13 protein-coding genes are annotated in these 13,732 nt (G+C 33.2%); 8 read left to right on the top strand and 5 right to left on the bottom strand.

From position 1 onward, the window contains the following. Positions 1 to 43: 43 nt before the first annotated feature. The 3 genes from ICJ83_RS08295 to ICJ83_RS08285 form a co-directional block, all read right to left on the bottom strand. Entirely contained in the window at positions 44 to 883 is an 840-nt protein-coding gene (locus ICJ83_RS08295; protein WP_188229921.1) for an OmpA/MotB family protein, read from the bottom strand. A 94-nt stretch (positions 884 to 977) separates the two neighbouring features. Beyond that, a complete protein-coding gene (locus ICJ83_RS08290) occupies positions 978 to 1,967 on the bottom strand; it encodes a glycosyltransferase family 2 protein (RefSeq protein ID WP_188229920.1) in 990 nt (329 codons plus the stop codon). Continuing rightward, a complete protein-coding gene (locus ICJ83_RS08285; protein ID WP_188230287.1) occupies positions 1,964 to 2,410 on the bottom strand; it encodes a type I restriction enzyme HsdR N-terminal domain-containing protein in 447 nt (148 codons plus the stop codon). The genes ICJ83_RS08290 and ICJ83_RS08285 overlap by 4 nt, the downstream gene beginning before the upstream one ends. Positions 2,411 to 2,514: 104 nt before the next feature. Here ICJ83_RS08285 and holA point away from each other — a divergent pair, with 104 nt between their 5' ends. Continuing rightward, on the top strand, positions 2,515 to 3,519 hold the full coding sequence (gene holA / locus ICJ83_RS08280) for a DNA polymerase III subunit delta (RefSeq protein ID WP_188229919.1): 1,005 nt from the start codon (positions 2,515 to 2,517) through the stop codon (positions 3,517 to 3,519). Here holA and ICJ83_RS08275 read toward each other — a convergent pair. After that, positions 3,516 to 5,009: a YfcC family protein gene (locus ICJ83_RS08275; protein ID WP_188229918.1), complete on the bottom strand. Its 1,494-nt coding sequence runs from the start codon at positions 5,007 to 5,009 to the stop codon at positions 3,516 to 3,518. The genes holA and ICJ83_RS08275 overlap by 4 nt on opposite strands. A 92-nt stretch (positions 5,010 to 5,101) precedes the next feature. On the opposite strand from ICJ83_RS08275, the gene ICJ83_RS08270 reads away from it, so the two are divergent. Beyond that, on the top strand, positions 5,102 to 5,767 hold the full coding sequence (locus ICJ83_RS08270; RefSeq protein ID WP_188229917.1) for a uracil-DNA glycosylase: 666 nt from the start codon (positions 5,102 to 5,104) through the stop codon (positions 5,765 to 5,767). A 600-nt stretch (positions 5,768 to 6,367) separates the two neighbouring features. On the opposite strand, the gene ICJ83_RS08265 is transcribed toward ICJ83_RS08270, so the two are convergent. Continuing rightward, positions 6,368 to 7,489: a C1 family peptidase gene (locus ICJ83_RS08265; RefSeq protein WP_188229916.1), complete on the bottom strand. Its 1,122-nt coding sequence runs from the start codon at positions 7,487 to 7,489 to the stop codon at positions 6,368 to 6,370. 55 nt (positions 7,490 to 7,544) lie between these two features. On the opposite strand from ICJ83_RS08265, the gene ICJ83_RS08260 reads away from it, so the two are divergent. From ICJ83_RS08260 to ICJ83_RS08235, 6 genes are all read left to right on the top strand, one after another. Beyond that, positions 7,545 to 8,384, top strand: coding sequence for a 1,4-dihydroxy-2-naphthoyl-CoA synthase (locus ICJ83_RS08260; RefSeq protein WP_188229915.1), 840 nt, complete (start codon positions 7,545 to 7,547; stop codon positions 8,382 to 8,384). 1 nt (position 8,385) lies between these two features. After that, positions 8,386 to 9,288, top strand: coding sequence for a 1,4-dihydroxy-2-naphthoate octaprenyltransferase (gene menA, locus ICJ83_RS08255; protein ID WP_188229914.1), 903 nt, complete (start codon positions 8,386 to 8,388; stop codon positions 9,286 to 9,288). Between the two features lie 205 nt (positions 9,289 to 9,493). Next, positions 9,494 to 10,171 (top strand): metal-dependent hydrolase, encoded by a 678-nt coding sequence (locus ICJ83_RS08250; protein ID WP_188229913.1) that lies wholly within the window; start codon positions 9,494 to 9,496, stop codon positions 10,169 to 10,171. Further along, positions 10,172 to 11,230 (top strand): o-succinylbenzoate synthase, encoded by a 1,059-nt coding sequence (locus ICJ83_RS08245; RefSeq protein WP_188229912.1) that lies wholly within the window; start codon positions 10,172 to 10,174, stop codon positions 11,228 to 11,230. It abuts the gene before it with no gap. 45 nt (positions 11,231 to 11,275) lie between these two features. Beyond that, positions 11,276 to 12,439 (top strand): CPBP family glutamic-type intramembrane protease, encoded by a 1,164-nt coding sequence (locus ICJ83_RS08240; RefSeq protein ID WP_223154661.1) that lies wholly within the window; start codon positions 11,276 to 11,278, stop codon positions 12,437 to 12,439. Positions 12,440 to 12,551: 112 nt separating this feature from the next. Continuing rightward, entirely contained in the window at positions 12,552 to 13,616 is a 1,065-nt protein-coding gene (locus tag ICJ83_RS08235; protein ID WP_188229911.1) for an AMP-binding protein, read from the top strand. Positions 13,617 to 13,732 lie beyond the last annotated feature (116 nt).

Below are 13,732 nucleotides of genomic sequence, written 5' to 3'. Positions count from 1 at the left end.
CCCGACCAATGGTCGGGCTTTAAAGTTATTTTTAGAAAGCTAATTAGTTGCCAGCTTCTAAGTTTTTCATTTCTTTTTCAATCATTTCGTAGAACTGATCGATTTTCGGTAATACTAAAATACGAGTACGACGGTTTCTAGCTCTGTTTTCAGCAGTATTGTTTTCTACTAAAGGTACATAATCAGCACGACCGGCAGCAACAAGTTGGCTTGGGTTAACACCTAAGTCCTCTAATACTCTTACAACAGAAGTAGCACGTTTAACACTTAAATCCCAGTTGTCAAGTATTACACCATTGCTTTTGTAAGGTACGTTATCTGTGTGACCTTCAACCATACATTCGAAGTCAGGCTTGCTGTTAACTACTTTCGCTACTTTTGCTAACACATCTTTAGCTTGAGTAGTTACGTTGTAGCTACCACTTTTGAATAATAATTTATCAGCGATAGAGATGTAAACAACACCTTTTTCAACATTTACTTCGATATCAGGATCGTTAATTCCAACTTCACGTTTTAAACTTGTAACAAGCGCTAAAGTAACACTGTCTTTCTTTGTAAGAGCATCTTGTAAACGATTGATTTTTAAATCTTTCTCTTTCATGCTCTCTAAAGTTTTTTCTATGTTAGAAGCTCCTTTAGCAGATAATACTTGTAAATTTTCGTTATAGTTTCTTAAGTCCGTAACCTGCTCTTCTAGAGCTTTAGCACGCGCTGATGCAGATGCTCTTTCCTCTAAACAAGAGTTTAATTTTACGGTTGCTGAATTAAGTAAATCTTGAGATTCTTTATATTTAGCTTCAAGATCGGTAAATTGTTTTTTTGATACACATGAACTTAGCACAAGCATTGCAGATGCGCCAAGTAATAGGACTTTTCTCATAATTAATTAAGGATTAATATTTTAAGTTATAACCACAAAAATATGTAAAAAATAGCCGATTTAACAATTTTAACAAAACTTTTATCAACTATATCTACAGACTTTTGAAGTGTTTTTTTCTATTTACGAAATAATCGAACACAATGGATGTTCGATTGTAATATTTCGCTTTATTTTTTATTTCTTTTCGAAGCTTTAATAACCTTGGTAAATGACTGTAAAAACTAAAATGTCCTTTAATGATGGCTAAAGCATGCTTCGGTTTCATCTGAATAACAAATTTTATGCCAGCAATGCCATCTAGAACTAATCTTAGTAAAATTTTTGGAAAAAGTGGAGAAGTGGCGTTTTTGGTTAAAGCAAATAAACTGTTTCTAAAGTTTAAGAATGTTTTTTTGGGGTTTTGGTTGTTTAATGTGGCTCCGCCAACATGATAAACTGTAGATAAACCAATATATTTAACAGTATACCCACAGTTTTTTGCGCGCCAACATAAATCGATTTCTTCCATATGTGCAAAAAACGATTCGTCGAAACCGTTCAAAGTTTTAAAAACATCCTGCCTAATGAATAAGCAAGCTCCTGAGGCCCAAAATATTTCTGTTGTGTCGTTGAATTGACCCAAGTCAGGTTCGATGGTTTCAAAAATTCTACCACGACAATAGGGGTAACCGTATTTATCAATAAAACCACCTGCAGCTCCGGCATATTCAAACTGAGTTTTATTTTTAAAATCTAAAATTTTAGGTTGAAGAATGGCGGTACGCGGTTCTTTTAAAAATAATTCGATAACAGGCATTAACCAATGCTTGGTCACTTCTATGTCACTATTTAAAAGACAGTATATATCGGCATCAATATGTTTTAAAGCATCATTATATCCTTTGGCATATCCGCCATTTTCAGAATTTTTTATGATGTTAACTGAAGGAAAATGAGTCTCTAAAAAGTGTAAAGAGTCGTCTGTAGAGGCATTGTCGGCTACATATATTTCTGCCTCTTTTGAGTACTTAACGACTGATGGCAAAAATTGCTCCAGAAGGTTTTTTCCATTCCAGTTTAATATAACAATGGCTAGTTTCATGACGTGTATTCTGGTATATCTCTTAAGAAATCGTAACGTTTATTTATAAAATCCATTTGACAATAATAATGATTTAAACCATTAGTTACCATTAAGTAGCTGGCATTTAATACCTGGTTGTATTGTGCAATTTGATCGAAAGTTTCTTGATTAATCGTTACTTGTGGCGCTTTGCATTCAACAATAAGATGTATGCTTCCGTTGGGGTTAAAAACGACAATGTCGTAACGTTTTTTTAAATCGTTAATAATGAGTTCTTTCTCAATATTTATAAGTGATTTCGGGTAACCTTTAACTTCCATTAAATACAATAAACAGTGTTGCCTTACCCATTCTTCAGGCTGTAATATCACAAACTTTTTACGGATGCAATCGAATATAGAAATTTTATTTTCGTTACTTTTGAATCGAAACGAAAACTTTGGAAAATTGAGTTCTTGCAAGGCTGCTTTTTTTATAATTTCAAAGTTAAGGTTCATTAATCAATTACCAAATACTACCATCTGTTTTTGGGTATTAGAATGTATAATTTCGATTATTTTCAATTTTGGACGAAGTAAAACAAATAGTTACCGATATTAAAAATGGAAATCTGAAACCTATTTATTTTTTAATGGGAGAGGAGCCTTACTATATTGATAGAATATCAGATTATATTGAAACCAATGTTTTAGCCGAAGAAGAACGCGGATTTAATCAAATGGTACTCTATGGACGTGATGTTACCGTTGAGGATATTGTAAGTAATGCCAAACGCTATCCTATGATGGCAGAATATCAGGTGGTAATTGTTAAAGAGGCTCAAGATTTATCAAGAACTATAGAGAAACTCGTTGCATACGCGAAAAACCCACAGCCTTCTACGGTATTGGTTTTACAATATAAATATAAAACACTTGATAAGCGCAAAACGCTGTATAAAACATTAAAATCGACAGGTGTAATTTTGGAAAGCAAAAAGCTTTACGAAAATCAGGTAGCCGATTGGATTAGACGTGTTTTAGCTTCACAAAAATATAGCATTGAGCCCAAGGCAGCTCAAATGTTAGTTGAGTTTTTGGGAACCGACTTAAGCAAGATTAATAATGAATTAGAAAAATTAAAAATAATTTTACCAGCAGGAACGCAAATTACCCCTGAACATATTGAAGAAAATATAGGGATAAGTAAAGACTTCAATAATTTTGAATTACGTAAAGCTATTGGAGATCGCGATGAATTAAAAGCGCATCAAATCGTAAAATATTTTGCTGATAATCCTAAGGATAACCCTATGGTAATGACCGTATCATTATTATTTAGTTTTTTTTCGCAGTTATTACACTATCACGGTTTAAGTGATAAATCTCCACGAAATGTAGCTTCGGCATTAAAAATAAACCCATATTTTGTTAATGAGTATGTAACTGCAGCCCGAAATTTTCCCATGCGTAAAGTAAGTGCAGTTGTCGCTACTTTGAGGGATTTTGATGTAAAAAGTAAAGGTGTTGGTTCAAACTCGGTGCCGCAAGGTGATTTGTTAAAGGAGCTTCTTGTAAAAATATTTCATTAAACATATACGCTAATAGTTAAGGCAAGCATAATAAATAAAGTTAGTATAATAACCAAAGGCATTACAAATTTAAGCCATTTGTTGTAACCTACTTTTACTATAGCAAGCGATGCTAAGATTAATCCTGTAGGATTTATAAAAGCGAATAAACCCATTCCATATTGGTAGGCATTTACAATTAGTTCTCGGCCTATACCAACGCCATCGGCTAAAGGGGATAGGATAGGCATAGTTAATACAGCCATACCCGATGATGATGGAATGAAAAAAGATAAACCGCTATAGATAAAAAGTAACGCGTTAATAAAAATGCCTTTGTGCATGCCTTCGGTAGCCGAGCTGGCATAATAAAGCATCGTGTCGCTTATCTGACCGTTATCCATAAGTACAGTAATACCCCTAGCGATACCAATAATTAATGCAACCCCCAGTAAATCGCCTGCTCCTTTTACAAAAGTTTCAACAAAGAATGTTTCTTTTATTCGCGCCAAAAATCCAATTAATACAGCGCCTACAAAAAATACTACTGTCATTTCTAAAAACCACCACTTTAAATTTGATACACCATAAATCATTATGGCGAAACACATGGCAAAAATTAATAAAATTAATCGAAGTCTAGTGTTTAAAACAACCTTAGAATTGTTAGAATTTCCAAACATGATTTCAATGGCTTCCTTTTGATCATAAATAATAGATTTTGAAGGATCTTTTTTAACCCGCTGAGCATATTTAATAATGTAAAGAATACAAATAAGAGTACCTAAAATAAAAATTATGAAACGGATTGTTAGTCCTGAAGTCCAGTTTATACCTGCCGCATCTGAAGCAATAATAACGCTAAACGGGTTTACTGTACTACACATGGTTCCAATGGATGATCCTATATAAATGCTAGCCAAAGCTACCAAGGCATCGTATTTCGCAGCTAAAAAAATGGGTATAAGAATTGGATAAAAAGCAATGGTTTCTTCGGCAAGACCGAATGTGGTGCCTCCAATGGCAATTAGCAATGTAACTATAATAATAAGCAAATATTCTCTCCCTTTTAGGGCTTGAGATAACCAGGAGATTCCTGCGTCAAATGCTCCGGTGTAATTCATTATACCAATTAAACCTCCAATAAATAATACCAAAAATATAATATCGGCGGCCTCTATAATACCCTTTATCGGTGATTGAATAAATGCACCAATACCTTGTGGTGTTGATGTCACTTTTTTATAAGTGTTTGGTATACCTACTGGTTTCCAAATATCACCATTGGTGAATTTTTCTAGAGGAATTTTAATATTTAACTGATCTAAGGTCGTTTGTGTAGCGGGTAAATGCTCTGTTTTATTAATACTCGTTGTTGTAAAAGTATGATTAGTTGTATCGTACTTGAGAGTGTCAAATTTCCCGGAAGGAATAATCCAAGTTAAAAGTGCTACAAAGGCTGCGATAAGAATTAAAATGGTTTGTGGGGTTGGGAAATTTAGTTTTTTCATAAATAAGGAACTTCAAAGACAAACGAGAATTAATCTTATAATTTTTCAGAATTAAAGATAGTATTATTTTATTTGCATTTAAACTTATTTAAATGAATCTGGAATTGCATAGTGGCTGGGCAAATTGTTTACAAGAAGAATTTGCTAAGCCTTATTTTAAAACGTTAATGTCTTTTATAGATGATGAGTATAATAAAAATCTATGTTTCCCACCCGAGAATCTAATTTTTAATGCTTTTAATCATTGTCCTTTAGAAGATTTAAAAGTTGTTATAATTGGTCAAGACCCTTATCATGATATAGGTCAGGCAAATGGATTGTGCTTTTCGGTAGAAGATGGTGTTAAACACCCTCCGTCTTTAATTAATATTTTTAAAGAACTGGAATCTGACCTTGGCGTTCCATATCCAGAAAGTGGTCATTTAGAACAATGGGCAAAACAGGGCGTTTTGTTGCTTAATGCTACTCTAACAGTTAGAGCTCATGAAGCTGGAAGCCATCAAAGAAAAGGTTGGGAAACATTTACAGATTCTGTCATTCATTATATAAGTAATAATAAGGAACACGTTGTATTTCTGCTTTGGGGTGGTTTTGCTAAAAAGAAAGTGAAATTAATAGACACCAAAAAGCATTATGTTTTAACCAGCGGACATCCATCACCTTTAAGTGCTAATAGAGGATTTTGGTTTGGAAATAAACATTTTAGTACGACCAATGAGATTCTTGTCAAGCAAAAAAAGACTCCTATTAAATGGTAGGGGTTATTAAGATGAATTTACTTCGCTTACCCCCTTTTTCTTTAATTGACAGATTTGTACGTTAACATCTTTCTAAACCTTAACTTTAACTGCCAGTAGGAGCTAGTTCATCGAATTCTTTCGATAAAGAAATTTCAGATCGAATAATTACAGGCATTTTATTTACCTTAGTTTTTCGAGTAGATTTGTTACAGCTAAATTTTAAAAGAAGGAAATTAAGTAGGATTAAGCTTGAAATAATAATAGTAGATATCAGAAGCATAGGCAATTAGTTTGTTTTAACGACAAGTTAATGCTTTCAAATTGAAATCATGTTACTTTAACGTTAAGAGTTATACTACAACAAAATTAGTAATTAAAGTACTACGAATCAATACGTGTTTATACTTATTTTAAAATTCGTATTAAAGTGTTAATATTTTGAACTTTTCTATTAATTTGTTGCGTTCTATTGCTCGATTTTCATTGAAAGAAAAAATATGTGCTTAAATATTACGGCAGAATTCGAATTTTCTTATTCAATTATGAAGGTTTAATCTTATGTTTTATAAAGCAATATGTTTCTTTTCAGAGAATATTTTGGTGACTATAGCTTGAAAATTAATTGTTTAGTCGTTTTTTAGTAAACTTCTTGTTAATAGCGTTTTTGTTTACCATTATGGAAATGGTTTTAAGTTTGAAGTAGGCTTCACTCATGTAAATATAGCCTCCGTAATTAACACGATCAGAGTTTTTGCCCCATGAATTTTTTACTTTATAAAATATCGTACCGTTTTGGTCTTTTAGCATACCTGTTATATGCATTAAATGGTCGTCGGTGGTATTAAAATTTTCAAATTCTTGTTGTCTATATTCTTGATTGATTTCTTTTTCCGGAACTATATCTTTAAAAATATAAGGAATTTCAAAATTTTCTTGTTCAGGTATGATGGCCAGTCCATATTTAGATGAAAATGATTTTTCACTAACATCGCAGTCCAATTCTATGGTATATCCTTTTTTTAAAGCTTCATTGGTGATTTCAACTAAAGTTTTTAATGGTACATTGTAAAATAATCCGTTGGAGAAATTATCAGGAATGTTTAAGATACTCCATTCGTTAAAAGGTATGTGAGTAAACGAGGTTAACGTGATATAGTCTTTAGGGTTAATTTTAGTATACTCTAGAAATGCTTTAGGAGTATATGTTTTTCCCTGATAATTAAAAGTAGTAATATCGTTACCAATTTTAGCATCTAAAATGTCGTTTATATCATTTTCCCAATTACCAGTATATTTTTTAGGCGCTTTCAAATAGGTGTCTAATATTGTTTTTAGAGTGTCTTCTAATTTTTTATGATTGTAGGAGGTTTCATTATTTACTAAGCCGGTAAATACACTATTTGGAACCAAGCCATGCGCTTCAATACTATTAATAACATCATGGGCCAAACCACCTTGACTGAATTGTGCTTTACCTTGTCGCATAACATAGTTCCATGCCTTTGCCAGGTAAGTGTGACGCACATTATACATTTCAGATAGGTCAATAGTTTTTCCTGTTTTCCTTATGATTTCACTTTCTAAAAAGGAAGAGGTTGAAAAACTCCAACATGTTCCTGTTACACCCTGACTCAATACTTCCGTGGCTTCAATGTCGTAAATGGTTTTAAAATCACGTTTTTGTGCAGTTCCATAGGTTAGGAAAAGCATGAAAGTAAAAATCAAAAGGCTATTTTTCATATTGAATTAATTAATATTCTGAAATAAAATTTATTTTTGGCTAAAATATGTAAAAATGGAGCAACTAGATTGGAAAATTGCTAAAGAATACGAAGATATTACCTATAAGAAATGTAACGGTGTGGCGCGTATAGCCTTTAACCGACCCAATGTGCGAAATGCTTTTCGGCCAAAAACAACAAGCGAACTTTATGACGCATTCTACGACGCAAATGAAGACGTGAATATTGGCGCCGTTTTATTGTCGGCCGAGGGACCTTCAACAAAAGACGGAGTTTGGAGTTTCTGTTCTGGTGGCGACCAGAAGGCAAGAGGTCACCAAGGTTATGTTGGAGAAGACGGATATCACCGTTTAAATATATTGGAAGTGCAACGCTTAATACGTTTTATGCCGAAGGCTGTTATTGCCGTTGTTCCAGGTTGGGCCGTAGGAGGCGGACATAGTTTACACGTGGTTTGCGATCTTACTTTAGCCAGTAAAGAGCATGCTATTTTTAAACAAACAGATGCTGATGTAACGAGTTTCGACGGTGGTTATGGTTCGGCTTATTTAGCCAAAATGGTTGGGCAGAAAAAGGCCAGAGAAATCTTTTTCTTAGGAAGAAATTATTCAGCTCAGGAAGCCTTCGAAATGGGAATGGTTAACGCCGTAATTCCCCACAACGAATTGGAACAAACGGCCTATGAATGGGCTCAGGAAATATTGGCGAAATCGCCAACATCAATAAAAATGCTAAAATTCGCAATGAATTTAACCGATGATGGTATGGTTGGGCAACAAGTTTTTGCAGGAGAAGCTACTCGACTAGCCTATATGACTGATGAGGCTGTTGAAGGTAGAAATGCCTTTTTAGAAAAGCGCAAACCTAATTTTCCTAAAAAATGGATACCTTAATATGAAGAAAGTTTCTATTTGGGTTTCTGCCATGCGCTTACGAACGCTACCTTTATCAATTTCAGGAATTGTTTTAGCTTCTTGTTTAGCCGCTTACAATGGCGTTTTTAATTGGTTAATTTTTTCATTAGCAATACTTACCACCTTAAGTTTTCAAATTTTATCCAATTTAGCCAATGATTATGGCGATGGCGTTAAGGGTACAGATAATAATGGTAGAATTGGTCCGGAACGTGCAATTCAAACTGGAGAAATTACTCCGGCAAAAATGTTTAATGCTATTAAAATTAATGTTTTAGTTTCCATTGGGTTGGCTTTTTTATTGGTGTTTGTAGCTTTTAGGTCTCAACACTTTTTATTAACCTTGCTGTTTTTTGCCTTAGGTATACTTAGTGTTGTGGCAGCTATAAAATATACGGTGGGAAACAATGCTTATGGGTATAAAGGATTAGGCGATGTTTATGTGTTTGTTTTTTTTGGTTTGGTAAGTGTTATTGGTTGTTATGTGCTTTACGCTAAAACTGTCGATCACGTTGTTTTTTTACCCGCAATAACTGTAGGGTTACTTAGTGCAGCGGTGTTAAACTTAAATAATATGCGTGACATTGAATCTGATAGGTTGTCTAATAAAATTACCTTGGTCGTTAAACTAGGTATTAAAAACGCAAGAAAATACCATTTATTTCTTGTAATTTCAGCTATTGTTTTATCGGCTTTATTTGGGATTTTATACTATACTTCTATATTTAATCTTATATATTTTATTGCATATATTCCTTTAATCCTTCATATAAAAACTGTGATTAAAAATAAAGATTCAAAGCTATTAGACCCCGAATTGAAGAAAGTAGCCCTTACAACTGTTTTGCTGTCGATTCTTATGGGTGTTGGCCATTTGCTTTAAATAATATTCTTATATGAGAAATAAACCGACGTTATAAGTGATCGTTTTAGAGGGTAACTTTTAGTAATCTCCTCTTTCTACAAGACAATAAAAGAATAAGTTTTATTTACCATTTTATGGTATCTTTAAAGCAGAACGTTTCAGAACCCCAAAAGTGCAGGTTTAGAAAGAAATTTTAATATCGGAATAATTAAAACAATCAATTATGAAAATTACATTTTACGGTCACGCTAGTTTAGGTATAGAAGTAAATGATGTACATATTCTTGTCGATCCTTTTATTTCTGCCAATCCAAAAGCATCACATATTAATATAGATGAGTTAAAGGCAGATTATATTTTAGTTACGCATGCACATCAGGATCATATAGTAGATGTTGAAGCTATTGCCAAACGCACTAATGCTGTTGTCGTTTCTAATTATGAAATAGCAACCTATTACCAAAATAAAGGGTTAGAAGCGCACCCTATGAATCATGGCGGGCAATGGGATTTTGAGTTCGGTACAGTTAAATATGTGAATGCAATACATACCTCGTCATTTCCCGATGGATCTTATGGTGGGCAACCAGGCGGATTTGTTATAGAAGGGGAGCATAAAAATATATATATTGCCGGAGACACTGCTTTAACTTACGATATGCAATTAATTCCATTAAAAACCAACTTAGATTTAGCAATTCTACCCATAGGCGATAATTTTACCATGGGCATTGATGACGCGATTACAGCCAGCGATTTTGTTGCTTGCGATAAAGTACTTGGTTATCATTTTGATACCTTTGGTTATATAGAAATTAATCATGAAGAAGCTAAACGTAAATTTTTTGATAGCGATAAAGATTTAATGCTGTTAGAAATTGGAGAAAGCATAGAATTGTAAATGATAAAAGCGTCCTATAAAAAATACATTTTAAACTTTAAGCAGGCCTCTGGAACTTCAAGAGGTATCTTAAAAACTAAAGAAACCTGGTTTATTGTTTTAAGTGAAAATGAAAAAACAGGAATCGGTGAATGTGGTGTTTTTAGAGGTTTATCGGCCGACGACACACCCGATTTCGAGGATAAATTAAAGTGGACTTGCCAGAACATAAATCTAGGTTTAGAAGTTTTATTAGAAACGCTTATAGAGTATCCCAGTATTCAGTTTGGACTTGAAATGGCTTTTAAATCATTAGAAAGTTATAACATGTTCGAGTTGTTTCCGTCTTCTTTCACAGAAGGTGTAGATCCAATTCCAATTAATGGATTAATCTGGATGGGTTCCGATGCCTTTATGAAGCAACAAATAGAAGAAAAATTGAAAGCCGGTTTTTCATGTATAAAAATGAAAATTGGTGCGATCGATTTTAAAACTGAGATGGAATTATTAAAATCGATACGGAAAGATTTTTCGGCTTCAGAAATTGAATTGCGCGTTGATGCAAATGGTGCATTTACAACTCTAGAGGCATTAGAAAAATTAAAACAACTTTCGGAACTAGAATTGCATTCTATTGAGCAACCCATAAAACAGGGACAAGTTCAGGAAATGGCTCGGTTATGCGAACAAACCCCTTTACCCATTGCGCTAGATGAAGAATTAATCGGTGTATTTAATGTATCAGATAAGTCTAAAATATTACAAACTATAAAACCGCAGTATATTATTTTAAAACCTAGTTTGGTTGGTGGTTTTGCAGGTTCAGATGAGTGGATTACCCTAGCTGAAAATCAAAATATTGGATGGTGGATTACCAGTGCATTAGAAAGTAATATAGGCCTTAATGCCATTGCGCAGTATACCTATAAAACACAAAACCCATTACCCCAAGGCTTGGGTACCGGTGGTTTATTTACCAATAATTTTGATTGTCCTTTAGTAGTAGAAAATGGTAAGTTGCAATACAGTAAAAAGCAAGATTGGGATATTATGGGGTTGAATACTATTATGGCCACATAGACCATTACAAAACTAAATTAACAACAATTAATAACAATTTAAAACATGTACATAGCTCAAGCGTTTAAAGTATTGCACGATTGGTGGCGTTATTTATTAGGTGTAATTATAGTAGTTTTTGCTGTTTTTATAGGGCAAGTGCCATTTACCATTGCTGTAATGTTTAAAGCTTTCAAAGATGGGTTAAAACTTTCGGAATTGAATGAAACAGCCATGCTAAGTTATTTAGAACCAAACATGAATTTGTTTCTAATGTTGCTTTCGTTTGCCGTGGGATTGCTGGCTTTATTTTTAGTAGTTAAATATTTGCATAAACAGTCCTTTACTCAGTTAACTACCTCTAGAAAAACAATAAATTGGAAACGTTTTTGGTTTGTTTTTGTCCTATGGGGTGTGATTTCGAGTAGCTTGGTTTTGGTAGATTATTTTATGTCTCCCGAAAATTACATGTTCAATTTTAAACTGGTCCCATTCTTATTTTTATGTTTGGTTGCCATTATTTTTGTCCCGTTGCAAACCAGTTTCGAAGAGTATATGTTCAGAGGGTATTTAATGCAGGGCATTGGCGTGTTTTCAACATCTAAAAAATTCCCTTTAGTAAGCCTTTATATCTTAATTGTTATTTTTCTTTATTTTGGTCTAAGCGCAATGTTTTCAATGGGCTTAATTACCAAATTTGGCTTTTTTATCATAGTAACAGCCGTAGGTATTTCATTAATAAAATCAAGATTAGCAGAAAAAATTATGCTCCTATCGAGTTATAATACTTTGTTTAAAATATTAAACCGAAACACAACATCATTAATTATAACATCGATGATTTTTGGTTTGCTGCATATAGCTAATCCAGAAGTAGATAAGTTGGGACCTGTGATTATGGTGTATTATATTGGAACCGGATTGTTTCTTGGTATTATGACTTTAATGGATGAAGGTATGGAACTGGCTTTAGGATTTCATGCTGCAAACAATTTATTTACGGCCTTATTGGTAACTGCCGATTGGACAGCATTTCAAACACATTCCATTTTAAAGGATATGTCTGACCCATCGGAAACAGCATTAGCCGAAATTTTCGTGCCTGTTTTCGTGGTATTTCCTGTAATGCTTTTCATTTTAGCCAAAGTTTACAAATGGTCAAACTGGAATCAAAAACTTTTAGGTCGCGTTATTAACCCTAATACCGAAAATCAGGTTGGTATAGATTAAAATTTACAAATGAATTAATATGGACTTAAGTTAAACAAACGAACAAAATATAAATTTAGACTTATAAATTGGACATATTAAGCTTGATAATCGACTTATTTAGTTAAATTTTATGCAGGTAACCTATCAAAACATTCATCCAAAATTTAAAATAGAAGGATTTCATTATACTAAAGAATATCTTTTAGAGTTAGCATATGATTTCGTGAAAGAAGGAAAACCTTTTGAAAAGGAAATAGGTAACTTTTTATTTCAATGGTTAGATAATCATGAAACAATAAAAGTCACAACTTCAGGATCTACCGGAAACCCAAAAACCATAGAGATTAGTAAGCAAGCCATGGTTAATTCGGCTTTAGCAACTGGCGATTTTTTTAATTTGAAACCAGGAAATAAAGCGTTATGCTGTTTACCAGCAACCTACATCGCAGGTAAAATGATGCTGGTTAGAGCGATAATTTTAGGTTTGGATATAGATATTGTGGAACCCGCTTCGGAAGTGACTTTTAATACGAAATCACCTTATCATTTTTGTGCTATGGTACCTATGCAAGTCGAGCATGTTTTAGATAAATTAGATAATATTGAAACATTAATTTTGGGAGGAGTAGCTGTTCCAGACCATTTAAAAACGAAATTACAGAAGGTAAAAACTAAAGTATTTGAAACTTATGGTATGACCGAAACAGTTACACATATCGCTTTAAAGCCATTGAATCATAACAAATACAGCGATTTCTATTTTCATACTGTCCCCGGCGTAACAGTTTCCAGTGATAATCGAGAGTGTTTGGTAATAGAAGCACCAAAAATTAGTTCTGATAAAATAGTTACAAACGATATCGTAAAGATACATTCTAATACGATGTTTGAGTGGTTAGGCCGCTTTGATAATGTTATTAATTCAGGCGGTATAAAATTGTTTCCAGAGCAGATTGAGAAAAAACTTCAGGGAAAATTAAAAGAAAGATTTTTTGTTGCTTCAGAATCCGATCAAGTGTTAGGAGAGCGGCTTATTTTGGTAATAGAAGCAAATAGTAATAGTCTGGATAAAAAAGTGTTTTCAGAATTAAACAAGTTTGAAAAACCAAAGGCGATTTACGCGGTGCATGCCTTTGCTGAAACAAATTCTGGAAAAATTCAGCGAAAAAAAACATTACAATTAATAAATAAATAGATTTCTTGTAACAATTCATCGCTTTGATATACAAATGTAATACCTTAAAGTAGTTGAGGAAAAGATGTTATTAAACGATCAAAAATGTATCAACCGAGTTGATAATAAACACCCAT

This window comes from Aestuariibaculum sediminum (assembly GCF_014596945.1).
GTDB lineage: Bacteria > Bacteroidota > Bacteroidia > Flavobacteriales > Flavobacteriaceae > Aestuariibaculum > Aestuariibaculum sediminum.
This window is presented reverse-complemented; position numbering and strand designations above follow the sequence as displayed.

Bases quoted from the DNA above. Each gene is read 5' to 3' on its own strand.
- ICJ83_RS08295 (WP_188229921.1), bottom strand. From the start codon at position 883: ATGAGAAAAGTCCTATTACTTGGCGCATCTGCAATGCTTGTGCTAAGT.
- ICJ83_RS08290 (WP_188229920.1), bottom strand. From the start codon at position 1,967: ATGAAACTAGCCATTGTTATATTAAACTGGAATGGAAAAAACCTTCTG.
- ICJ83_RS08275 (WP_188229918.1), bottom strand. From the start codon at position 5,009: ATGAAAAAACTAAATTTCCCAACCCCACAAACCATTTTAATTCTTATC.
- ICJ83_RS08270 (WP_188229917.1), top strand. From the start codon at position 5,102: ATGAATCTGGAATTGCATAGTGGCTGGGCAAATTGTTTACAAGAAGAA.
- ICJ83_RS08265 (WP_188229916.1), bottom strand. From the start codon at position 7,489: ATGAAAAATAGCCTTTTGATTTTTACTTTCATGCTTTTCCTAACCTAT.
- ICJ83_RS08260 (WP_188229915.1), top strand. From the start codon at position 7,545: ATGGAGCAACTAGATTGGAAAATTGCTAAAGAATACGAAGATATTACC.
- menA (WP_188229914.1), top strand. From the start codon at position 8,386: ATGAAGAAAGTTTCTATTTGGGTTTCTGCCATGCGCTTACGAACGCTA.
- ICJ83_RS08250 (WP_188229913.1), top strand. From the start codon at position 9,494: ATGAAAATTACATTTTACGGTCACGCTAGTTTAGGTATAGAAGTAAAT.
- ICJ83_RS08245 (WP_188229912.1), top strand. From the start codon at position 10,172: ATGATAAAAGCGTCCTATAAAAAATACATTTTAAACTTTAAGCAGGCC.
- ICJ83_RS08240 (WP_223154661.1), top strand. From the start codon at position 11,276: ATGTACATAGCTCAAGCGTTTAAAGTATTGCACGATTGGTGGCGTTAT.
- ICJ83_RS08235 (WP_188229911.1), top strand. From the start codon at position 12,552: ATGCAGGTAACCTATCAAAACATTCATCCAAAATTTAAAATAGAAGGA.